16 protein-coding genes and 3 pseudogenes are annotated in these 23511 nt (G+C 62.1%); 13 read left to right on the top strand and 6 right to left on the bottom strand.

Features of this window, described 5'->3' with window-relative positions; translation table 11 throughout:
* Positions 1–99 precede the first annotated feature (99 nt).
* The 8 genes from NIBR502773_RS27070 (at position 100) to otnI (ending at position 12196) form a co-directional block, all read left to right on the top strand.
* Positions 100–2607, top strand: a complete 2508-nt coding sequence (locus tag NIBR502773_RS27070; protein WP_168209017.1) for a fimbria/pilus outer membrane usher protein — start codon at positions 100–102, stop codon at positions 2605–2607.
* Entirely contained in the window at positions 2604–3638 is a 1035-nt protein-coding gene (locus NIBR502773_RS27075; RefSeq protein WP_141157392.1) for a fimbrial protein, read from the top strand. The genes NIBR502773_RS27070 and NIBR502773_RS27075 overlap by 4 nt, the downstream gene beginning before the upstream one ends.
* 107 nt (positions 3639–3745) lie before the next feature.
* On the top strand, positions 3746–6850 hold the full coding sequence (locus NIBR502773_RS27080; protein WP_141157393.1) for an autotransporter outer membrane beta-barrel domain-containing protein: 3105 nt from the start codon (positions 3746–3748) through the stop codon (positions 6848–6850).
* 137 nt (positions 6851–6987) lie between these two features.
* Entirely contained in the window at positions 6988–7893 is a 906-nt protein-coding gene (gene ltnD / locus NIBR502773_RS27085; RefSeq protein WP_115489063.1) for an L-threonate dehydrogenase, read from the top strand.
* Between the two features lie 10 nt (positions 7894–7903).
* Positions 7904–9196, top strand: a complete 1293-nt coding sequence (gene otnK, locus NIBR502773_RS27090) for a 3-oxo-tetronate kinase (RefSeq protein ID WP_141157394.1) — start codon at positions 7904–7906, stop codon at positions 9194–9196.
* Positions 9193–9837, top strand: coding sequence for an aldolase (locus NIBR502773_RS27095; RefSeq protein WP_141157395.1), 645 nt, complete (start codon positions 9193–9195; stop codon positions 9835–9837). Before otnK ends, NIBR502773_RS27095 begins: the two co-directional genes overlap by 4 nt.
* A gap of 97 nt (positions 9838–9934) precedes the next feature.
* Positions 9935–11395, top strand: a complete 1461-nt coding sequence (locus NIBR502773_RS27100; protein WP_141157396.1) for an SLC13 family permease — start codon at positions 9935–9937, stop codon at positions 11393–11395.
* Between the two features lie 15 nt (positions 11396–11410).
* On the top strand, positions 11411–12196 hold the full coding sequence (gene otnI / locus NIBR502773_RS27105; protein ID WP_115489067.1) for a 2-oxo-tetronate isomerase: 786 nt from the start codon (positions 11411–11413) through the stop codon (positions 12194–12196).
* 157 nt (positions 12197–12353) lie between these two features.
* Here otnI and NIBR502773_RS27110 read toward each other — a convergent pair whose 3' ends face one another.
* The 4 genes and pseudogenes from NIBR502773_RS27110 to NIBR502773_RS27120 all read right to left on the bottom strand — a co-directional run bounded on the left by NIBR502773_RS27110 (position 12354) and on the right by NIBR502773_RS27120 (position 16245).
* Entirely contained in the window at positions 12354–13175 is an 822-nt protein-coding gene (locus NIBR502773_RS27110; RefSeq protein WP_115489068.1) for a DeoR/GlpR family DNA-binding transcription regulator, read from the bottom strand.
* Between the two features lie 91 nt (positions 13176–13266).
* Positions 13267–13803, bottom strand: a pseudogene (locus NIBR502773_RS31460) (methyl-accepting chemotaxis protein); the annotation flags it as partial.
* Between the two features lie 375 nt (positions 13804–14178).
* A pseudogene (locus NIBR502773_RS31465) lies at positions 14179–15210 on the bottom strand (cache domain-containing protein); the annotation flags it as partial.
* A 144-nt stretch (positions 15211–15354) separates the two neighbouring features.
* Entirely contained in the window at positions 15355–16245 is an 891-nt protein-coding gene (locus NIBR502773_RS27120) for a bestrophin family protein (protein WP_115489070.1), read from the bottom strand.
* A 249-nt stretch (positions 16246–16494) separates the two neighbouring features.
* On the opposite strand from NIBR502773_RS27120, the gene NIBR502773_RS27125 reads away from it, so the two are divergent.
* The 3 genes and pseudogenes from NIBR502773_RS27125 (at position 16495) to NIBR502773_RS27135 (ending at position 18870) form a co-directional block, all read left to right on the top strand.
* On the top strand, positions 16495–17385 hold the full coding sequence (locus NIBR502773_RS27125) for a hypothetical protein (protein ID WP_227451630.1): 891 nt from the start codon (positions 16495–16497) through the stop codon (positions 17383–17385).
* Positions 17370–18415 (top strand): annotated as a pseudogene (locus NIBR502773_RS27130) (GGDEF domain-containing protein). The gene NIBR502773_RS27125 and the pseudogene NIBR502773_RS27130 overlap by 16 nt, the downstream one beginning before the upstream one ends.
* Positions 18412–18870, top strand: a complete 459-nt coding sequence (locus tag NIBR502773_RS27135) for a metallophosphoesterase family protein (protein WP_141157398.1) — start codon at positions 18412–18414, stop codon at positions 18868–18870. Before NIBR502773_RS27130 ends, NIBR502773_RS27135 begins: the two are co-directional and overlap by 4 nt.
* A gap of 8 nt (positions 18871–18878) precedes the next feature.
* Here the strand turns inward: NIBR502773_RS27135 and NIBR502773_RS27140 are convergent, their stop codons facing one another.
* The gene (locus NIBR502773_RS27140; protein WP_027603612.1) at positions 18879–19190 is read right to left on the bottom strand and encodes a helix-turn-helix transcriptional regulator; all 312 of its coding nucleotides are present in this window, start codon (positions 19188–19190) and stop codon (positions 18879–18881) included.
* A gap of 78 nt (positions 19191–19268) precedes the next feature.
* Here NIBR502773_RS27140 and NIBR502773_RS27145 point away from each other — a divergent pair, with 78 nt between their 5' ends.
* Positions 19269–20360 carry an NADH:flavin oxidoreductase/NADH oxidase gene (locus NIBR502773_RS27145; RefSeq protein ID WP_115489074.1) on the top strand — a complete coding sequence of 364 codons (1092 nt, stop codon included), beginning with the start codon at positions 19269–19271 and terminating at the stop codon, positions 20358–20360.
* Positions 20361–20581: 221 nt separating this feature from the next.
* Positions 20582–22708, top strand: coding sequence for a TonB-dependent siderophore receptor (locus NIBR502773_RS27150; RefSeq protein ID WP_065939745.1), 2127 nt, complete (start codon positions 20582–20584; stop codon positions 22706–22708).
* A gap of 42 nt (positions 22709–22750) precedes the next feature.
* Here the strand turns inward: NIBR502773_RS27150 and NIBR502773_RS27155 are convergent, their stop codons facing one another.
* A complete protein-coding gene (locus tag NIBR502773_RS27155) occupies positions 22751–23473 on the bottom strand; it encodes a FadR/GntR family transcriptional regulator (protein ID WP_027603617.1) in 723 nt (240 codons plus the stop codon).
* Positions 23474–23511 lie beyond the last annotated feature (38 nt).

Consider the following 23511-nt stretch of genomic DNA (forward strand, 5'->3'; position numbering starts at 1 on the left):
AAGTCTATGAACCGTTTTGATCGATCGATATTACGCAGAAAAGTATTTCTGGCGTCACCGTCATGCTCAATCGTTCGTTTCTGGGCGGTGGCGTGCCTCGTGTTCAGCACGGCAGATGACAACGTAATGGCGGATGAGCCGGTGCTGCCGGCGGCCGCTGCACAGGTGGACTTCCAGGATGCCGAGTTCACCAGTTCGTTTCTGGTGGGAAATGCCAAGCGTACGGATATGTCGCGTTACCAGAAGGGCAACCCGGTATTGCCAGGAAATTACGATTTGGACGTTTACATCAATGGCAAGCAGGTGACGCGCGCCAAGGTCGAGTTCGCAGATGAGGCCAACAGCAATATCGCGCAAGCCTGTTTCACGCTCGCAGCGCTGAAACGGCTGGGCATCGATACACAGCCATTGGTGCCGTTCAACGGTTGTCGCAAGCTCAAGGCGGTGTTGCCCAACACGGTCTCCTATGCCGACATCGGTGAGCAGAAGCTCTACCTGCAAATCCCCCAGGCCAACTTGCGGCGTACCCCGCGTGGTTATGTAGAGCCCGAGTACTGGGACGCGGGCATTACCGCGGCGAAACTCGATTACAACCTGAACTATTTCAGCACACAGAACGACCATTACGGCAGCACCGACTCTGCCTACATGGGCCTGCGTGGCGGGTTCAATTTTGGCCTTTGGCAGTTCCGACATAACGCCAATGTGAACTGGACCCAGGGTGGCAAAGCCGAATGGACCCGCATGTCCACCTACCTTCAGCGGCCAATGGCGCAGCTCAAGAGCCAGGTGACCCTGGGCGAGATCAATACCAAAGGCGTGGGGTTCGACAGCATCGCTGTGCGCGGTGTCAGCCTGGCCTCGGACGAGCGCATGTTTCCCGATTCACAGATCGGTTTCGCGCCGGTGATCCGCAGTTTCGCGCGCAGCAATGCGCGAGTCGAGGTGTGGCAGAACGATATAAAGCTCTATCAGACCACGGTCACGCCCGGCAACTTTGTGATCGACGATCTGTACCCCACAGGCTACGGCGGCAACCTAAATGTCGTGGTTACCGAGGCCGACGGAAGTGAGCGGCGCTTCGATGTGCCTTATTCGTCGATCACCAACCTGATGCGTCCGGGGCGTGCCAAATACGACCTGGTGGCTGGCCGGCTGTATAACCAGAACCTGGCCAGCGATGCCCATCTGTTCCAGGGCACGTTGTTCTATGGTCTGAACAACAGCCTGACCGGCTACGGCGGGTTCCAGGTCAGCGAAGGCTTTCACGCGGGGCTCGCGGGTGTCGGACTGAACACCTCGCTAGGGGCGTTTTCGGTCGACCTGACCCAGGAGACCACCCAGCTGGGCGCTCGTAGCGGTTCGGCTTCGGGGCACAGCGTCAAGGTGGCGTACAGCAAGTTGCTGAGCGAAACCCGCACTAACTTTACCCTCGCTGCCTACCGCTACTCGTCGTCCAAATACATGACGCTTTCCCAGGCGGTCGATGCGCGTGAGCGGGTCAAGACCCCGGGCTATCAGGATGAATGGCTGTGGTATGGCAATGAGCGTGACCGCTTCGATATCAGCATCGATCAGCCGGTAAGCACTTATGGCTCGCTGTTCCTGACCGGTAGCACCAGCAAGACCTGGGGGGACTCGGGATCCTCGAGCCGGCAGTTTGAAGTGGGCTTCAACGGCAGCGTCGGGGATGTCAGCTACAGCCTTTCCGCCAGTCGCAATAACGATGAGTTCGTCGGCGCCCAGACCCAGTACTTCCTGAGCCTGAATATTCCATTGGGCAGCGGCGCCAAGTCACCGACGCTGAGCACGCAGTACACCGGCGGGCGCGGGCAAGGCAGCACGCTGCGCAACTACTTGAGCGGGGTGGCCGATGACGAGGGGCGCCTGAGCTACGGGGTCGCCCACGCGGCGGACACCAACACCTCAAGCTCGGGCAGCGTCAATGCTCAATACCGCGGCGACCGCAGCACCGTTCGCGCGTCGTACGAACAGGGTGGGGACTACAAATCCACCTCGCTGGGCAGCGATGGCAGCCTGGTGGTGCACAGCGGCGGGGTGACGCTATCGCCGAATACCGGCGACACCATTGCACTGGTCTCCGCACCGGGCGGCGAGGGCGCGAGCATTGGTGGATTGTCCGGCCTGGTCATCGATAAAAACGGCTATGGCGTGATGCCGTATTTATCGCCCTATCGCATGAACAATATCAACCTGGACCCCAAGGGCAGCTCGATGGATGTCACGTTCCAGAACACCACGCAACAGGTCGCACCCTTTGCCGGCGCAATTGTCCGCGTCGATTTCCAGACCCGGGTCGGGCGGTCGGCGGTGATCCATATCACCAATGGCAGCAACCTCAAGTTGCCGTTCGGCGCGGATGTACGCGACGAGCGTGGCAATGTGGTCGGTGTGGTCGGCCAGGGCAACAACCTGTTTGTCCAGGGCGTTGAAAACAACGGCGCACTGAGCGTGAACCTGCCGGACGAATCAACCTGTCAGGTTGCATATCGATTCGGCGAGAAAACGGCGAGCGGCACCAAGGGGCTGCTACAAACGCAAGCGCCGTGCCTGCTGCGCGAAGGTACCCGTCTGAGCAGTCGATGAAAATGACCAGACTTATTTATGCAGTGTTTCAGGTGTGTGCCTGGCTAATGTTTTCAACGTCGGCTTATGCGGTGTGCGGGATGATGCCCAACTATCAGGAAGGCGCGGTAGTCGATATAACCATGGGCCGCATATCGGTACCTTCGGGGGTTGCCGTGGGTGACGTGTTTTACAGTAAGGAGTTTCCTATTGTTGGCAGTTTTTTCGCCATTGTTTCTTGCAAGCCGGGTGATACAACGCAATGGCGAGTCGTACAAGGCACTGCCACTACTATAACTAACGTCTACACAACTAACATTGCCGGTGTCGGCATGCGTACCAGTTGGATACCCGCACAATCGGCTTCACCGTTTTATGCTGGAGAACAGACCACCTGGAAGCTTGGGATGCCCGGTGTCAGTGGCTCGGCGGCGCAAAACACCTTGGTCTTCAATGTCGGCGGAACAGTTGTCGTTGAGTTGATCAAGCTGAGCGACACCGTCGGTTCCGGTGCATTGGCGGGTGGTACCTACACCAACAACACGGCGCAGAATGTTTACCCGTTCAACAGTGGTGTGTTCCTGACCACGCGCATCACCGGTGGCGGCAGTGAAATCGTGCCGGAAACGGGTACCTGCTCGATCGGCGACCTGAGTGTGGATCTGGCTCCGGCGCCATTCGGCCGCTTCACCGGGCAGGGCTCCACCACGGGCGACACACCTTTCAACGTGCCGTTTACCTGTTCCGGAGCCAACGGCGCAGTCACCCTGACCCTGGACGCAGACAAGTTCATGCCCGACGGCAGCCTGGGCCTGATCAAACCGCAGGCCGGCGTGAACAATGCCTCTTGCGTGGCGCTGCAAGTACTCGATGCCACCAGCGGGCTGCCCGCGATACTCGGGGCGACTCAAGTCGTGGGCACGGTGTTTAACAATTCGACAAGTTTCAACTTGCCCTATTTAGTGCGTTATTACCAAAGTTCTGGCGGCACTAATTGCGTCACACCCGGGCTTGTAAAAGGTACCGCAACGGTCACTGTGAAGTATCAATAAAAGGCGCTTTAAAGGGTTTGCTACGCCCTCTCTGACTGGGGGGCATGGCGGGCATTTTGTTGCCGAGCGCTTTTGTTGGATGACAACTAACGTCAAGGATTGGATTAATGAACTCTCCGAAGAAACCCCTCAGTTTTGCAATCAGTTATGCCCTCTTCGTTGCACTGGCGCCGGTGCAGGCGGCCACTATCGGGCCTGTTGACGTATCGTCCGAGGCGGGTGACCTGCTGGTACTGGATAATGACCAGGTTTCGTTCACCGGCAAAGGTGCGGCCGTTCGCGTTGTGGGGGGGCAAAATGAATTCATCGGCACGACCATGGATATCCACGCGACCGCCGGCGGGCCTAACGATGCCGTGACGGGGCTGCAAGCGCAGGGCGGTGGGCGGGGCACACTGCAGGGCTCAACGATCAAGGCCAGCGGCTATTTCGGCGACGGTGCCAGCGCCAGCGGTGCAGGCTCGCATGTGCAACTGGGGCAGACCGACATCACCACCGACGGCGCCCGTGGCCGTGGGGTCATGGTCAATCAGGGCTCCAGCGCGCAGATCATCGGCGGCACGGTCACCACTACAGGGCTTATGGCCGACGGGCTCTCTGCCATGGGCGCTGGTTCGACCATCAGCGCCAGTGGCACGAGCGTATCGACCGCCGGCAATGCGGCCTACGCAGTGCGGGCGCAACAGGGGGCGCGCATCAAGTTGAACAACGTCAGCGCCACCGCCCATGGCCAGACTGCCGCGATCGCCATCACCGGTACGGACAGCGTGGTCACCGCCGACGGCGTGACCGCACAATCCGACGGCGCCCAGGGCGTGGAGATGCAAGAAGGACGTCTGGAGTTCAGCAATGGCAGCATCCAGGCCAAGACTGACGGCATCCTGATCCGGCCGAGTTCTCCCAACGGTGGGGGGACGGCGGTAGTGCGCAATTCCCAGGTCCTCTCTCAAACCGGCAACGGCATCAACCTTGATGCCAAAGGTGCGTCCCTGGAACTGTACGAGTCCCAGATCAGCGCCAAAGGGGATAATGGTTCGGCGATCTGGATGCCCGGCAGCGACAGCCACGCCGACGTGCACGACAGTCAGCTGGAAACATGGGGCACACAGGCGGCCGCGGTGGACAATCGCGCCGGTATTTTCCAGATGGACGGCGGCCGCGTGGTCACCCACGGTGACTCGTCCCACGGGCTCTATGCATCAACCGACGTGATCGGTGGCCAGTCGGGGGCGCCCGGGGCGACGTTCGATGTGATGAACGTGGTGATCGAGACCTTTGGCGTCGGGTCGGTCGGCGCCTTAGCCCGGCTGGGCGGGACACGGATGGTGTTGTCCGACAGCCAGCTGTTGACCCACGGTGATCTCAGTCATGGCCTACTGGTTTCAGGCGATGATGCCAGCTTGCAGGCGACTCGCACGAATGTGGTCACCGAAGGTAACTCGGCGTATGGCCTGTCGGTCAGCAACAATGCCACGGCAGACCTGACCGACACCCACATCGAGACCGCTGGAGAGAAAGCCTACGGGCTGGTGAGCCAGGCAACCATCGCGGGTATCACCAACCAACTCGATCTCACTGACAGTACGGTAGTGGCCCACGACAGCAATGCCTTGCGCGTCTCCGGCGGCAGCTTGCTCAGTCATCTGATCCACAGCAGCCTGGTGGGGCGCAGCGCCGATCAGCCCGCGACGGCAGTATGGATTACCGACGGTGCCAATGGGCTGGCCGCCGACCTCGTCCGGCTGGACAGCGATCACTCGTTCATCGATGGCGATGTCCTGGTCGAGGGTGGCGCGCTGCAGTTGAGCCTGAACAATCAGTCACGCCTCGAAGGTGCGGTGAACGATACCCCTGGCCATTCCAGCCTCAGTCTGGACGACAGCAGCAGTTGGCTGATGCGGGGCGACTCCAGTGTCGGCCAACTGACAAATAAGGGCAGCGTGGAATTCGCCACGCCGGCAGCGAGCGATTTCATGCGCCTGAAAGTCGCCGGCGACCTTCAGGGCGACGGGCAGTACATCATGAATACTGATCTGGGCGCGCTGCGCGGCGACCGGCTTGAGGTGGGCGGCCAGGTGACCGGTAATAACCAGTTGCTGGTGCGCAACAGCGGCGCCGAGCCGTCGGGCGGTGGGCAGAAATTGCTGTTGATCGACAGCCAGGGGGGCGTCGGCGACTTCACGCTGACCAACCGTGGCCAGGAGGTGGATGTGGGCACCTACCGCTACACCTTGCAACGTGACGACAGTGCGAGCGGCCAATCGCAGTGGAGCCTGGTCAACATCACCAAGCAACTGTCCACCGCCGCCAGCGCGGCGATCAACAGCAGCGCGTTGGCGACCCTGCGTGACACCTGGGATGCTGAGCGCGGCAGCCTGATCCAGCGCCTGGGCGATGTGCGCGGCGATGGCCACGACGAAGGGGTGTGGATGCGAAGCTATGGCCATGAGCAGCAACTGGATAACGGCGCAGGGCGGCACTTCACGCAGAACCTCAACGGCGTCCAGGTGGGTGTGGATGGCCGGGTGGCGCGCAGCAACGGTTCGCTGATCCTCGGCGGCCTTGCCGGTTACAGTCACGCCAATCGCAGCTTCAATGGCGAGGGCAGCGGTAAGCTCGAAAGTTACTACATCGGTGCCTACGCCACTTACCTCGACGATTCGGGTTGGTACACCGACAGCCTGCTGACACTCAATCGCTGGTCCACTCGGTTCGACGTGGACGCCACCGACGGCAAACGCGTCAGCGGTAAAACCCACAGCAACGGCGCTGGCCTCTCGGTGGAAACCGGCAAGCGCCTGGATTTCTCCCACGGCTGGTTTGTTGAGCCCCAGGCGCAGTTGTCGGCGTTGTACGGTGGCGGTGATCGTTACCGGTTGAGCAACGACATGCGCGTCGACGCCGACGATGGCATTTCAACCCAGTTGCGCGGCGGCGCGCTGGTTGGGCGCCAGATGCGGTTAGAGGGTGATATTGCGATCCAGCCATACCTCAAGGCTGGCTGGATCCAGGACCTGTCAGCGCGCAACCAGGTCAAGACCAACGACGTCAGCAGCCACCCCGACGGCAATGGCGGTGGCTGGTATGCCGGGGCAGGTATTGCTGCGGCCATAGGCAGGAGCCAGCATCTATATGCCGATGTCGAGACCAGTGACAGTTCTACCCAAAAGCGCCCGTGGGCTTTGAACATTGGTTACCGGCTGGCGTGGTAAATCGGCGGGGACCAATGTTAATAAATGTTAAATCGAAAAATTACTTCACATAATCCGTTCATTGGTGGATGATCGACTGCAATTCCAATGCGGCTCGCCGGTGTAGCGCGAGCCGCCGTTTACCCCTGGAGTACCCCATGAATAATAAGAATGTCGGTGTGATCGGTCTGGGCGCGATGGGGCTGGGCATTGCCCGCTCGCTGTTGCGCGCAGGTTTCAATGTGCATGCCTGTGATGTGCGCGACGCGGTGACCCAGCAGCTCGCCAGCGAAGGCGGGGTGGCGTGCGCGTCGCCGGCGCAGATGGCCGAGGCCTGTGATGTGCTCATCACCGTGGTGGTCAACGCCGAGCAGACCGAAACCGTCTTGTTCGGTGAGGGCGGTGCGGTAGCCGCATTGCGCCCGGCGAGCCTGGTGATCGGCTGTGCCACCGTGGCCCCGACCTACGCCGTGGACCTCGGCCAGCGCCTGGGCGAACACGGCCTGCTGTACCTGGATGCGCCGATTTCCGGCGGTGCGGCCAAGGCCGCCGCCGGTGAGATGACCATGATGACCTCCGGCCCGCAGGCCGCCTATGCCAAGGCCGATGCAGTGCTGGCGGGCATGGCCGGCAAGGTGTATCGCCTGGGCGACGTCCATGGCCTGGGCTCCAAGGTCAAGATCATCAACCAGTTGCTCGCCGGCGTGCATATCGCCGCCTCCGCCGAAGCCATGGCCCTGGGCCTGCGCGAAGGGGTGGACGCCGATGCCTTGTACGAGGTGATCACCCACAGCGCCGGCAATTCCTGGATGTTCGAAAACCGCGTGCCGCACATTCTCAAGGCCGACTACACGCCACTGTCGGCGGTGGATATTTTCGTCAAGGACCTCGGCCTGGTGCTGGATACCGCGCGTGCGAGCAAATTCCCGCTGCCGTTGTCGGCCACTGCGCACCAGATGTTCATGCAGGCTTCCAGCGCCGGTTTTGGCCGCGAGGACGACTCGGCCGTGATCAAGATTTTCCCCGGCATCGACCTGCCGACTGCCAAGCCCGAGCCGGTGTAAGGAACGCGTTATGACTAACCACACCACGCGCCCGTTGCTGGGCTGCATCGCCGACGATTTCACCGGCGCCACCGACTTGGCCAACATGCTGGTGCGCGGCGGTATGCGCACGGTGCAGAGCATTGGCATCCCCAGCCGCGAAGTCGCGGACGGGCTGGATGCGGACGCCATCGTCATCGCCCTCAAGTCGCGTACCACGCCGGTCGCAGAGGCTGTCGAGGAATCCCTGGCCGCGCTGGACTGGCTGCGCGAGCAGGGCTGCGAACAGATTTTCTTCAAGTATTGCTCGACCTTTGACTCCACTCCCGCCGGCAATATCGGTCAGGTCAGCGAGGCCTTGCTCAAGGCGCTGGGCAGTGATTTCACCCTGGCCTGCCCGGCGTTCCCGGAAAACGGCCGGACGATTTTCCGTGGTCACCTGTTTGTGCAGGACCAGTTGCTCAATGAGTCGGGCATGCAACATCACCCGCTGACGCCCATGGACGACGCGAATCTGGTGCGCGTGCTGCAGAGCCAGACGCAATTGCCGGTCGGGCTGCTGCGGTACGACAGCATCGCCGCGGGCGTCGAGGCGACCCGTAAAAAAATCGCCGAACTGCGCGAGCAAGGCGTGGGCATTGCCATCGCCGATGCGCTGTCCGATCAAGACCTCTACACCCTCGGCAGCGCCTGCGCCGACTTGCCTTTGCTCACGGGTGGCTCGGGCCTGGCCTTGGGTTTGCCAGGCAATTTCCGCAGTGCCGGTAAGCTGCGCGACTTCGATGCGGCGACGCTGCCGACTATCAGCGGTGGCGAGGTGGTGCTCGCCGGCAGTGCCTCGGTGGCGACCCTCGGCCAGGTTGCGGCCTGGTTAGAGGCGGGCCGCCCGGCGTTGCGCATTGATCCGTTGGCCCTGGCCGCCGGTGAGCCGGTGGTGCTGCAGGCGCTGGCGTTTGCCCGCGACAGCGCACACACCGTATTGATCTACGCCACCAGCACCCCGGCTGAGGTCAAGGCGGTGCAGCAACAGCTGGGTGTCGAACGCGCTGGCGCCCTGGTGGAGAACGCCTTGGGCGAGATCGCTGCCGGCTTGCGCGAGCAGGGCGTGCGACGCTTTGTGGTGGCCGGCGGGGAAACCTCCGGCGCGGTGGTCAAGGCCCTCGGCGTCAACCTATTGCAGATTGGTGCGCAGATCGACCCTGGTGTGCCGGCCACCGTCAGCAGTTCCGCCGAGCCCCTGGCACTGGCGCTCAAATCCGGCAACTTCGGTGGCCGTGAGTTCTTCGCCAAAGCCCTCGCGCACCTGGCCGGAGGTGCCCAGTGACTGGTATCGACGAACAGGCCCTGCGCGAAGAAATCTGCGATGTCGGCCACAGCCTGTACCAGCGTGGCTACACCGTCGGCAGCGCCGGCAACATCAGTGCGCGCCTCGACGATGGCTGGCTGATCACCCCCACCGATGTCTGCCTCGGGCGCCTCGTGCCAGGTGCTATTGCCAAGGTCAACCTGAAAGGCGAGTGGGTGTCCGGGGACAAACCGTCCAAGACCCTGGCCCTGCATCGCCAGGTGTATGACCGCAACCCCTCGGTGGGCGGAGTGGTGCACACCCACTCCACCCACCTGGTTGCGCTGACCCTGGCAGGCGTGTGGAGCGCGGAGGATATCTTGCCGCCGCTCACGCCTTACCAGGTGATGAAGGTCGGTCACATTCCCTTGATCGGCTATCAGCGTCCGGGTTCGCCCAAGGTCGCCGAGCAGGTCGCGCAACTGGCCAACCGCGTGCGTGGGGTGATGCTCGAACGCCTGGGGCCGGTGGTCTGGGAGAGTTCGGTGGCCAAGGCCAGCTACGCCCTGGAAGAGTTGGAAGAAACCGCACGGTTGTGGTTGATGAGCAACCCCCGACCGGCGCCGTTGGATCAGGCTGCACTGGATGAATTGCGCGAGACGTTCGGCGCGCACTGGTAACCCGCAAGACGACACGGCAAGTGCTGCCCGAGCGCCTGGTTTGACGCTCGACGGCCCCGGCTTGCCTGAAAAAACAATAACAACAGGACATTCTTGAATGAGCCCACTGATTTTGATGTTGACCGCTGTCGCGGGTATCGCGCTGCTGTTGTTTCTGGTCCTCAGGTACAAATTCCAGCCGTTTGTCGCGTTGATGCTGGTGAGTATCGTGGTGGCGCTGGTGGCCGGGGTGAAACCGGCTGACCTGGTGGCGACGATCGAGGGCGGCATGGGCAAGACCCTTGGCCATATCGCGATCATCATTGCCCTGGGCGCGATGATCGGGCGGATCATCGAGCTGTCCGGCGGTGCCGAGGCCCTGGCCAAGTCGCTGATCGAGCGCTTCGGCAACAGCCGTACGCCGCTGGCGCTGACCATCGCCGGGTTCATCATCGGCGTGCCGGTGTTCTTTGAAGTCGGGGTGATCATCCTGATGCCGTTGGCCTATGGCGTGGCACGCCGGGCGCGCAAGCCGCTGCTGGTGTTCGCCTTGCCGATGTGTGCGGCGCTGCTCACCGTGCATGCCTTCCTGCCGCCCCATCCAGGCGCCGTGGCCGCCGCCAGCCAACTGGGCGCCGACCTGGGCCGGGTGCTGATGTTCGGCCTGCCGATCACCGCGTTGCTGTGCTACATCGGTTACCGCGTGGCGGGGCGCATGACCCGACGCTTCTATCCGATGACCGACGATATCCGTGCCGAAGTCTATGGCCCTCACGTGACCAATGAAGACCTGCGGGCCTGGACCAACGGCAATCACCAGGCGGTGCAACAGAGCGCTGTGGCCGAGTCCCATATGGGATTGGAAGAGTCCACCAGCGCCATCGCCGCCAAGCTGCCGGCGGCGCCTGCACCCGGTTTTGGCCTGATTGTGAGCCTGATCCTGCTACCGATTGTGCTGATTTTGCTGGGTACCCTGGCCACTTCGCTGCTGCCGGTCGACTCGACCCTGCGTGGGGTGATGACCGTACTCGGTGCGCCGCTGGTGGCGCTGCTGATCGACACCTTGCTGTGTGCCTGGCTGCTGGGTTCGCGCCGTGGCTGGAGCCGCAGCCAGGTCTCTGACGTGATCGGCTCGGCGTTGCCGGGCGTGGCGATGGTGATCCTGATCGCCGGCGCCGGTGGCGTGTTCGGCAAGGTGCTGGTGGATACCGGCATCGGCGCGGTAGTCTCCGACATGCTGCGCACCACCGGCCTGCCGGTGCTGGCCCTGGGCTTTTTGTTGACCATGCTGCTGCGCGCGGTGCAGGGTTCGACCACCGTGGCCCTGGTGACCACGGCGGGGATCATCAGCCCGCTGATCGTGACCCTCAACCTCACGCCCAACCACCTGGCGCTGCTGTGCCTGGCCATGGGCGGTGGCGGGCTGGCGATGTCGCATATCAACGACGCCGGCTACTGGATCTTCACCAAGCTCGCCGGGCTCAACGTGGCCGACGGTCTGCGCACGTGGACGGTGATCACCACCTTGCTCGGCACCTTGGGTTTCTTGATTACCCTGCTGATCTGGCCTTTTGTCTGACTCTTGGGAGCTTTTATGCCTCGTTTTGCTGCCAACCTGAGCATGCTGTACCCGCAACATGATTTTCTCGAGCGCTTCGCGGCGGCGAAGGCCGATGGTTTCGACGCGGTGGAATACCTGTTCCCCTACGACTACAGCGCCGAGGCACTCAAGCAACGCCTGAGTGACAACGGCCTGGTCCAGGCCCTGTTCAATGCACCACCGGGCGATTGGGCGGCGGGGGAGCGCGGCATCGCCACGCTGCCGGGGCGTGAGGCCGAGTTTCGCAGTGGCTTCGACCGCGCGTTGGAATACGCCGCCGTGCTCGGCAACGACCGCGTGCATGTCATGGCCGGCTTGCTGCCCTCGGAAAGCCTGCGCCAGCGCCACCAGGCCGTGTACCTGGAAAACCTCGCCTACGCCAGCGCGGCGGCGGCCAAGGTCGGCGTCACCGTGTTGCTGGAACCGATCAACACCCGCGACATGCCGGGTTTTTTCCTCAATCGCCAGGACCAGGCCCAGGCCATCTGCCGGGAGGTCGGCGCGCGCAACCTCAAGGTGCAGTTCGACTGCTACCACTGCCAGATCGTCGAAGGCGACTTGGCCACCAAACTGCGCCGCGACTTCGATGGCATTGGCCATATCCAGATTGCCGGGGTGCCGGACCGTCACGAGCCAGACCTGGGCGAACTGAACTACGGGTTCCTGTTCGAACTGATGGACCAGTTGGGCTACGACGGCTGGGTCGGCTGCGAATACCGGCCAAAGGCCGATACCTCGGCGGGCCTGCAATGGTTGCGGGACTGGAAAGCGGCTCGGTAGTCGACGAGCGTCTGTGTCGGTTCGGTTCAAATGTGGGAGGGGCGGTGCGACGATTCGACTTGCCCCCGATAGCAGTGTGTCAGCCAACACATCTACCAACCATGCCGCCGCCATCGAAGCCTAGCTAAAGCTCGACCTCTCCCACACAGGAAGGGCATCACTCCGGCAACGGATCACCCGGCAGCATCAATTCAATCCCGCGCTTGCGGATGCCATCTGCCGCTGCCGGGGCCAGGGCGTCGTCGCTGATGATCACGTCGAACGGTTCCAGCCCGGCGATGCGGTACATGCTGAAGGTGCCGTACTTGGAGCTGCTCGCCACCAACACCACCTGGGACGCCGATTGCATCGCCACTTGCTTGACCTCGACTTTCAGCGCCGAGGGGGTGGTGATGCCTCGGTGCAGATCCCAGGAGCTGGTGGAGACAAAGGCGATGTCCGTGACCACCTGGCGCAGGGTCGCCACGGCCAGCCCGCCGACGGAAGAATGGTTGTCATGGTCCAGTTGGCCGCCGGTGTGGATCACCGTGACCTGCGTCGCATCCATCAGGGCCTGCACGATCCCGAAGTCGTTAGTGACCACCGTCATCCCCGACAGCGCCTTGATATACGGGACGATCTCCAGGGTGCTGGTGCCGGCATCCAGGTACACCGTCATGTCCGCGTGCAGCAACCGTGCGGCCAGTCGTGCCATGGCCTGCTTTTGCGGCAACTCCACCACGGCTTTGGATTGATGGCTGGGTTCGCTGTGCAACTGGCTGGCGATCCGGACCCCACCGGTGACGGAGTACGCTCGGCCTTCCTGCTCCAGCAGGGCGATATCGCGGCGCACGGTCATGTGCGAGCAGTCGAACATCTCCATCAACTGGTGCACGCTCATCACCTGATGCTTGCGCAACTGTCGCAGGATCTGTTCTCGACGCTGCTCGGGAATCATCGGGGTGCTGCTGTCGGTGGCCGTGTCCTTCGGGTTGGGCATTAAGGCTCCGCAGTGGTTGGGTAAGAGGCGGGGAGTGCGTGGCTATAGTAGCCAATACACGCCCCCGCCGGCGACCCCGGTGTGACAGCGGTCAGAACTTGAACCGCCCCACCAACCCCTTGAGCTGACCGGAAATATCCGTCAACCGCCCCGATCCGGTCTGCGCCGAGTGGGCAAAGCCTTCGACCAGTTGCGCATCGGCATGGATCTGCGCGATGTGCCGGTTGATCTCCTCGGCCACCTGGTGCTGTTCTTCGGCCGCGGTGGCGATCTGGGTGTTCTGGTCGCGGATCGAGTCCACCGAGCCTTGGATCTTGTCGAAGCTGTCGCGGGCCTGCTGGATGCGTTCCACGCTGGTGTGGGACACCTGAAGGCTGCCTTGCATCTGCAGGGTGACTTCCTGGGTGCGGCGGGCGAGGTTGCCCAGCAGGCTGTCGATTTCACCGGTGGAGTCGGCAGTGCGGCGTGCCAGGGCGCGGACTTCGTCGGCGACCACGGCAAAACCGCGGCCCTGGTCACCGGCGCGCGCGGCTTCAATCGCGGCGTTGAGCGCCAGCAGGTTGGTCTGTTCGGCGATCGAGCGGATGGTGTCGAGGATGGTGTTGATGTTCTGGCTGTCCTGCTCCAGCAACTGCATGGTCTGGGTCGACTTTTGCAGGTCTTCGCTGAGCTTGAGCACGCTGCCGGTGGCTTCGCCGATATGCTGCTGGCCATTGTGCACGTCGCGGTAGCCTTCGTCGGCACTCGCGGCGGCGGCGCTGCAGGAACGCGCGACCTCGTTGGCGGTGGCCACCATTTCGTTGAACGCGGTGCTTACCAGCTCCACGGCTTCACGTTGGCGCCCGGCGGCCTGGTTCATGTTGTTGGCGACTTCGCTGGTGTCGGCGGCGGCGGTTTGCAGGTCGGAAGAGGCGTTGCCGATGCGCTGCACCAGTTGCGCGATCATGCTCAGGAACTGGTTGAACCAGCCCGCCAGGCTGGCGGTTTCGTCCTTGCCTTGCACCTTGAGTTGGCGCGTCAGGTCGCCTTCGCCTTCGGCAATCTCCTGCAGGCCGTCCGCCACCCCGCGAATCGGGCGCACGATCATGCTCGCAAAACTGGCGCCGACAATCGCGAACACCACGGCCAGGACGGCGGCAATCGCGGCGATCAACCATGTGAGGCTGGTGGCGCCGGCCATGACTTCATCGCGTTTGATCAGGCCGATAAAGCGCCAGCCCAGATCCTTGGAGCTGACCACGTTGGCCATGTAGGCCACGCCGTTGATGTCGACCTGGGTCACGCCGTCGCCGCGCTTGGCCAGTTCGGCGTAGTTGGGGCCCAGGTCGGCCATCGGCTTGAAGTTGTGCTTGGCGTCGCTGGGGTCCACCAGCACGTTGCCGTTGGCTTCCACCAGCATCAGGTAGCCACTGTCGCCCAGCTTGATGTTGCGCACCAGCTCGGTGAGCTGCTTGAGCGACACGTCCAGGCCGACCACGCCGAGGATATTGCCGGTGGCGTCGGCGACGGTGTGCACGGTGCCGATCAGCACCACGTCGTCCGGTGCCCAGTAGTAGGCGCCGGTGCGCACGGTAGCGCCTGGGGCGGCGATGGCGGCCTTGTACCAGGGGCGTACGCGTGGGTCGTAGTTGTTCAGTTTGGCGTCGTCAGGCCAACTGGCATAACCGCCGTCGGCGAGGCCCAAGGACAAGTAGGCGGTGCTCGGGTGGCTCTTGGCGAACTGATCGAAAATCGCCAGCAGGTCTTTGTTGGTCTGGGTCAGGGGGATTTGCGCGGCGTCGGCGCCGGCGTAGCTCTTGAGGTCCTTGGCCGCGACAACGCGCGGGTCCTTGGCGACAAAGTCGACGTTCTGGCTGATGCCATCGAAAAACTGCTTCATGCCGTTGTCGATCTGACGGATCTCGCGACCGCTGCTGTCGAGGAAATTGGCCAGGGCCCCCTCGCGCAAGTTCAGCACAACCATAACGGCCACCAGGATGACTGGCAGGCACGCGATAGCGGCAAACGCCCAGGTCAACTTTTGCTTGATATTCATGACTTCACCCGCGGGTATTTATATTTTTGGCAAGGAGAAAACAGTGGCGTCGAGCGTCGCATGTGTTGTTTTGAGGGGATGTGGCCCATGCGTACTCCTTTTGTATCGACTGCGGGAGCACGCACTTTAGGCCGAAGGGCGTGTTTATCCGATGCGCTCGCCACCCAGCGCATCACGCTGCATCGATTGCAGGTTTTTCTCGATGGTTTCGCAGATGGCTTCCATCTGGATCTGGTGCTCGCTGGAGCGGAACGGGCTTTGCAGGTCGGTGCCGATACGTTCGATGGCCAGCAGCATAAAGCCCACCACGGTGGACGCCAGCGGGGTGAACCAGCCCAGGGATTCCACCAGGCCCACGGGCACGATCAGGCAGAACAGCGAGATAAACAGGCGTGGGAAATACACGTAGGGGTAGGGCAGTGGCGTGTTGGCGATCCGCTCCATGCCGCCCTGGGCATTGGACAAATCCACCAGGGTCGACTCCAGCCGTGCCAGGCGAATGCTGTCCAGGTGCCCGGCCTTGTATTCCCTGGCCAGCAACGCCGCCGAGCCGGTGAGGATGTCATTGGCAAAGTTGTTGGTGGCGCCGTTGCGGGCGAATTCCTCGGCGGGGATAAAGGCGCGTACTTCATCAGGGCACGGCTCGCCCTTGAGGTGCGCGGCCAGGCAATTCACATAGGCCACATGGCGGCGCAGCAGGGTGGCCTTGACCGGGTTCACTTCGCCGTCGGGGTCGTCCAGCAGGGTCAATACCTGCCGCGCGAAGCTGCGTGAATTGTTGACCATCGCGCCCCATAGCGTACGGGCCTCCCACCAGCGGTTATAGGCGCTGCTGTTACGAAAGCTGATGAGCACGATCAGTGCCGAGCCCAGCAGGGTGAGGGGCATCAGCGGCAAGTTGATCTTGGCGGTGAGGAACAGCATGAAGTCCACGGTGACGGCGACGTCCCACAGCAACAGCCAGAACAGCGACCAGCCCACATAGCCCATGGTCTTGATGATCAGGCGGTACTTTTTGATGATGGCGGCTTTCAAACGACAACCTCGCGGCGAACGGTAGGCAACAATGCCTTAGCTCGGACGCCGGCTTGCGGGGAAGGTTCGCCGCGGCGACTGAAACGGTTAAGCCGCCTGGGTTTTTTGGAACAATTTTGGTAACGACGATGTCCCCTGAGCTAATCACGCTAGATTGCGCTCAAGGCAAAACGCCATTACCGGTGCTGCAATTGAGATCAGTGAATCCAAGTTGTTTGATCAGGGCTCTTTCTCATGTGCAGTGGTTCGTTGAAGCTGGCGATTGAACAGTCGGCGCGGGCGTTTGAGCGCCATGTGGATTTTGAAGGGTGTATTCGTACCCATTATTCGGTTCTGCTGGAGTGCTATTCAAAAAGACCGTTTTTCTACAAGACGGCGCTGAAGTTCAGTCGCTTGATGGTGTCCTTTACCTTATTGAGCACGTATTTCGCCAAGCCAGTTCCCCTGCTGTCCGAGGTGAAAGCGTTTTGTGTGGCGCGCGGGTTCTGTTCGCGAAACAGTCTGGAGTCGATCTTCCTGCTGTTCAGGGCGCTGGGGTTCATGACGGTGTCGAGGCATCCGGACGACAGCCGTCTGCGGCTGTTCAGCCCATCGTCCCAAGCCTGCGCGGAGATCCGGCCGATGCTCACGTCCATGGTCGAGCCGCTGGGCGTGATGTGCCCGGAACCCGCGGTTTGCGGTTCAATGGCCGGTTTGGATGATCGCGCCTATCTGGCCCGTTATTTTAAAGGGTTTTCGGTGCTTCTCTGCCGTAACCTGAGCATTGACCTGTTGATGCCCGATTGTTATTGGCTGGTAAAACGCGATGCCGGGCATATGTTGATGCTGGCGATCTATAACGATGCGTGCGCGCGGGATAATCAGGGCGCAAGTTTCAGGTCATCGTCCTACCTTTCCATCGCTGAGCAACTTTCGGTGTCCAAGACCCATGTCATTCGTCTGGTGCAAGAGGGGGCCGAGCGGGGCTATTTCAAGATTCATTCCAAGACGCAGCTTGAGGTCCTGCCACCTTTTGTCGTGCTGGTAAGACGGTTCATGGCCTATTCGTTTGCGATCTGCCTGCACAGTCTTCAACTGAGTCATGCCGATGACACACCGGCCACCCATGCACAGGGAGTGACGGGATGCCGGCAAATGTGAAACTCAGGCCACGGATGCAGAGGCTGTTGTCGCCTGCCATCGCCCAGGCCGAACTGATCGGGATTTTCGCCTGGCTGGCGGTATTGCTGGTGGATCGTGGGGGGGGGTCGGCTGGCCGGTGGTGCTGGTCACGCTGGGGCTGTGCGTGGTGTATGGGGTTCACCGGATGGTGACGCATTATGTGCTGTGGCGGGCCCTCGGCGGGTTCTACATGGTGCTGCTGTCCGCAGGTTTTGCCTATGTGGTGCACACCCGCCCCGCGTTGCAGGTGTTCGCCTTGCCGCTGGCCGTGACCTTGGTGATGAGCAGCGCAATCCTGTTTATCGTGGTCCAGGATTTTCTGGTCTGCGCCGCCCTGGTCTGGTTACTGACGTGGCCTAACATTCAGCTGAGCCTTTATGACGGCGTCGACACCTATGTGTTTATCTTCTGTGCCGCGTCGGTATCGATTGGCTTTATCTTGAATGTCTACTACCTGAAAAACCTGCGCTCCGTGTTACTGGTCGAGAGTGAGTTTCGGGAATTGGCCGAGACGGATTACTTGACCTCCATCCTGAACCGGCGCGCCTTTATGGAGGGCTTCGCCAAACTGATTGCGGCCGGTGATACCGGTTACTTTATGATGTTGGATATCGACAGTTTCAAATTGAAGAATGACCAGTTCGGCCATGATGTCGGCGACCGGATTCTCTGCGCCATGGCCGCGTGCCTGAAATCCACCCCCGGCAGCCACAGTTTCGGCAGGATTGGCGGCGAGGAATTCGGCGTGCTGCTGCTGGTCGATGACCCCGATCTCGCCACCGATTACGCGCTGCGCCTGCTGCAAACGATCCGCTGCAGTGTCGCGCCGCCCCATCACTACACCTGCAGTGCGGGCATGACACGCTTTACGGCCGGGGCCGATATGTCGGCGGTCCTCAAGCGTGCCGACCGCAATCTCTACGCCTCCAAGGGCAACGGTAAAGACCGCGTATATTTGGATGGCGCGCCGGTGTTTCACCGTTCGATGTCCACCCCGGAGGCCCTATGAAAGTTGGCGTGATTTCGGACACCCACGGCCTGCTGCGCCCTGAGGCTGTCGCTGCCTTGCAGGGATGCGAGCAGATCATCCATGCCGGTGATATCGGCAGCCCTGAGATTCTTCAGCAATTGGCACAGATCGCGCCCCTGCACGTGGTGCGTGGCAACAATGACCAGGACGCGGCGTGGGCGGAGCAGGTGCCCGATCATCTGATGCTGGAGGTGGACGGATGGCGGACGTTGGTGGTGCATGATATCGCCGACGTACCCGCCTTACTCGACACGTCTACTCGGCTGGTGATCACCGGCCATTCGCACAAGCCCCTGATCGAATGGCGGGGCGCAACACTGTACGTAAACCCCGGCAGTGCAGGGCGGCGGCGCTTCAAGTTGCCGGTGACGTTGGCGGTGCTGGAGGTGCAGAAGCTGACGATCGAGTCGCGGCTGATCGCGCTGCTGGACTGATCCGGCTTTTATCGTTGCGTCAGGATGCTCTGCAGCAATCCCGGAAACCGTTCCTCAAGCACCTCGCCGCGCAATGAATTCATGTGGGTAGTGCCCACGCTGCGGGTGTGGACCAGGCCGGCATCGCGCAGTACCCGGAAGTGGTGGGACATGCTGGACTTGGGGCGCCCGCCGTCCAGTTCGCCGCAACTGGCCTCGGGCACGCCGGCCAGGCAGCGGACAATCTCCAGGCGCACCGGATCACTCAGCGCGTACAACAGGCGCTCGAGGGTCAAGTCTTCCGGGGTGGGGTGTTTAAAGGCTCGCATGAAACGAATCATAACAGGGGGCTATCATCGAATACCATAGTTCGATTACCATCGAACTATCGAATCATCCACTCGCTCCCGGAGTTCTCAATGCCCGCTTTGTTCGAACCGTTCACACTCAAAGACGTCACCCTGCGCAATCGCATCGCCATCCCGCCAATGTGCCAATACATGGCCGATGACGGCATCGTCAACGACTGGCACCTCGTGCACCTGGCCAGTATGGCCCGGGGTGGCGCCGGTTTGCTGGTGGTCGAGGCCACCGCTGTAGCGCCTGAGGGGCGTATCACCCCAGGTTGCGCCGGTCTCTGGAGCGACGCCCACGCCGAAGCGTTCGTGCCCATGGTCAAGGCCATCAAGGCCGCCGGCTCGGTGCCAGGCATCCAGATCGGCCACGCCGGTCGCAAAGCCAGCGCCAACCGCCCATGGGAAGGGGACGACCATATGCCTTCCTCCGATGCGCGCAGCTGGGAAACCATCGCGCCGTCGGCCATCGCCTTCGGTGCCAACCTGCCGCAAGTGCCACGCGCCATGACCCTGGACGACATCGCTCGGGTCAAGCAGGACTTCGTCGACGCCGCCCGCCGTGCCCGTGACGTCGGCTTCGAGTGGATCGAGCTGCACTTCGCCCATGGCTACCTGGGCCAGAGCTTCTTCTCCGAGCATTCCAACCAGCGCACCGACGCCTACGGTGGCAGCTTCGACAACCGCAGCCGTTTCCTCCTGGAAACCCTGGCTGCCGTGCGCGAGGTCTGGCCGGAAAACCTGCCGCTGACCGCGCGTTTTGGCGTGATCGAATACGACGGCCGTGACGAGCAGACCCTGGCCGAATCCATCGAACTGGCCCGCAACTTCAAGGCTGGCGGCCTTGACCTGCTGAGCGTCAGCGTCGGTTTTACCATCCCCGACACCAATATCCCGTGGGGCCCGGCCTTCATGGGCCCGATCGCCGAGCGCGTGCGCCGCGAAGCCGGCATCCCGGTGACCTCGGCCTGGGGCTTTGGCACGCCGCAACTGGCGGAAGGTGCGTTGCAGGCGGGGCACCTGGACCTGGTCTCGGTCGGTCGTGCGCACCTGGCTGACCCGCATTGGGCGTACTTTGCGGCCAAGGAGCTGGGGGTGGAGAAATCCTCCTGGACCCTGCCGGCGCCTTACGCCCATTGGTTGGAGCGGTATCGCTGATCGGATCCACTTCTAACGTTGTATAAAAATCCAAATGTGGGAGGGGGCAAGCCCCCTCCCACATTTGCCTCTCGTCCAATTTCCTACAGATCGATACAAAGCTGTTACCTGAAAAATAGTGAATGAGAATGTATGTCAAACGCGAATGACTTGGTATACCATTCCCGCGTTTTTTGGCAGGTTTGCCGCCCCATCTGGCTCATTCACTAGGTTCAACATCCATGCGTCGTACCCTGATTTCCCTCTGCGTGCTTCAGGCGTTTTCCCCGTTTACCTGGGCCGAGGTTGTCCCTGCCGACAAGGCCAGTCTTGAGCTGCAAGCCACCAATGTCACCGGCGAGGCGGACTACGAGACGGCGCAAGGGCCGGTCAAGGGCTACCACGCCACACGTTCCGCGAGTGCGACGCGCACCGACACCTCGATCCATGAAACCCCGCAGTCCATCAGCGTCGTGTCCAAGGATGTGGTCGAAGACATCGGCGCCACCCGTTTGCAGGACGCCCTGGACTACGCCGGCGGCGTCGGCCGCGCCAACAACTTCGGCGGCCAGGGGCTCACCACCTTCACCGTACGTGGCTTCACCACCGGCGAGTTCTACCGCAACGGTTTCCCGATCAACCGCGGCTACCCGAACATGCCCGACGCCAACACCATCGAACGCCTCGAAGTGCTGCGCGGCCCGGCAACCATGCTGTATGGCCGTGGCGACCCTGGCGGCACCTTCAACGTGGTCTCCAAGCAACCGCTGGCCGAGCCGACCGTGACCCTCGGCAGCCAACTGGATGACCAGGGCATGCAGCGCGCCACCCTCGACGCTTCCGGCCCGCTGGACGAACAAGGTCGCCTGGCCTATCGCCTGAACGTGGTGGGCGAGGGCGGTGACACCTTCCGTGACCATGTCGAAACCGAACGCTACGGCGTGACCCCGGTGATCACCTGGCAGGCCAGCGATGACACCAAGGTGATCTTCGAAGGCGACTTCATGCGCAACAACCACCCGCTGGACCGTGGCCTGACGCGCTATCCCAATCAAAAAGGCACCGCCTCGCGCGACACCTTCTGGGGTGAAAAAGACGCCGGCAAACTGCACAACGACAACAGCATGGCCCAGCTGCGTTTCGAGCACCTGCTCAATGACAGCTGGACCCTGGGCGGTGGTTTCCAATGGCTGGACGGCACCTTGCAAGGCAATGCCATTGAAGCCAACGGCCTGGCCGCCGACGGTCGCACCCTGGGCCGCAACTTCAACTACCGCAAACTGGAGTGGACCGACAAGGACACCCAGCTCAACCTCACCGGGCATTTCTCCACCGGTGGTTTCGACCACACCTTGCTCACCGGCGTCGAATTCGAAGACTACGACTACAAGTCGATCATCCAGCGCTCCAGCGGCGCAGTGGGTGCTTATTCAATCGACATCTTCAACCCGGTCTACGGCCAGGCGCGCCCGAACCTCACGCGCACGCCGACCCACGACAAGGAAAACCTCAAGACCTACGCGGCCTTCGTGCAGGATCAGGTGGCCCTGACCGAGCGCCTTAAAGTGCTCGCCGGCGCACGCTTCGAGCGTTTCGAACACGACTACCACACCTACGTGCCGGGCGGTAAAAGCTGGGAAGCCAGCGACAACGCCGTCACCCCACGCGTGGGCGTGATCTACGACCTCACCGACACCGTCGCGGTCTACGCCGACGCCGCGCGTTCGTTCAAGCCCAATACCGGCGCCAGTCGCCAGGGCGGTGGTTTTGAACCGGAGAAAGGCAAATCCTACGAGATGGGCATCAAGTGGGAAGCCCTGGACCGTCAACTCAGCGTCGACGCCGCGATCTACCAGATCGAGAAGAAAAACGTGCTCACCACCGACCCTCTCGACTCCACCTTCAGCGTCGCCGCCGGCCAGGTGCGCAGCCGTGGTTTCGACCTGAACGTGGCGGGCAATATCACCCCCGAGTGGCGTGTGATCGGTGGCTACGCCTACGTGGATGCCGAAGTGACCAAGGACAACACCCTGCGCAGCGGCACGCGCTTGCTGAACATCCCGCGTAACAGCTTCAGCCTGCTCAACGTCTACGAGTTCCAGGACGGCGCCCTCAAGGGCCTGGGCCTCGGCGCGGGTGGCAAGTATGTGGATGAACGGGCCGGGCAGACCTCCAACAACGCCTTCTCGATGGACGCCTACACCGTGGTCGACCTGCTCAGCTACTACAAGGTCAACGACAAGGTGCGGCTGAACCTGGACGTGAAAAACCTGTTCAATCGCGAGTATGAAGAAGGTGCGTTCGGCAACGTATACGCCTACCCAGGCGAACCGCGCACGGTGCAGGTAGGGATCGCCTACACCCTCTAACAGCCTGCACAGTGCCAGTGTGGGAGCGGGCTTGCGTTTACATTACAACGGCGTCAGCACATTCATCACCGTATCCAACGCCACTCGCGTGTCATCCAGCTGCACCAGCGACGCATGCCGCGCGCCGAGGGCGTCGCGGTTCTGGATCGCGGTGAGGATCGCCTTGTGCCGGGGCAGGCTCAGGCCCTGGATGTCCGGGCGGCGGTTGGTGATGTTGATCGACTCGCGCAGCGGCAACGACAGCATGTTGCACATATAGGCGAGCAGGTCGTTGCGGGTGGCGTCGGCGATGGCGCGGTGGAAGTCCAGGTCGGCCTGCAGCAGCTGTTCGTGGGTCTGCGCGGTTTCCATGCCCTGGTAGGCTTTTTCGATGGTGGCGATGTCTTCATCGGTGGCGGTGGTCGCCGCCATGGCGGCGATCTCCGGCTCGAGGATGCGCCGCACACCGGCCAGGGTATTGAAGAATTCACTGTGGGGCGTGGACTGCATCAACCAGGACAACACGTCCGGGTCGAGCAGGTGCCACTTCAAGCGCGGCCGCACCACCGCACCCACCCGTGGCTTGGAATACACCAGGCCCTTGGCGCTGAGCACCCGGGTCGCCTCGCGCAACACCGAACGGCTGACCTTGTACTCCTCGCACAGCGTGGCCTCCATGGGCAGCCGTTCTTCGGGCTTGAAGCGACCTGAAACGATGTGCATGCCCAAGTCCTGAACGATCTGGGCATGCATGCTCTTGCGCGGCTTGGACGGCTGGTGATCCATAACGACAGGGATGCTCCGACTTAAATTCGCGGCATCAT

Source organism: Pseudomonas sp. NIBRBAC000502773, from assembly GCF_006517195.1.
Classification (GTDB): Bacteria; Pseudomonadota; Gammaproteobacteria; order Pseudomonadales; family Pseudomonadaceae; genus Aquipseudomonas; species Aquipseudomonas marginalis.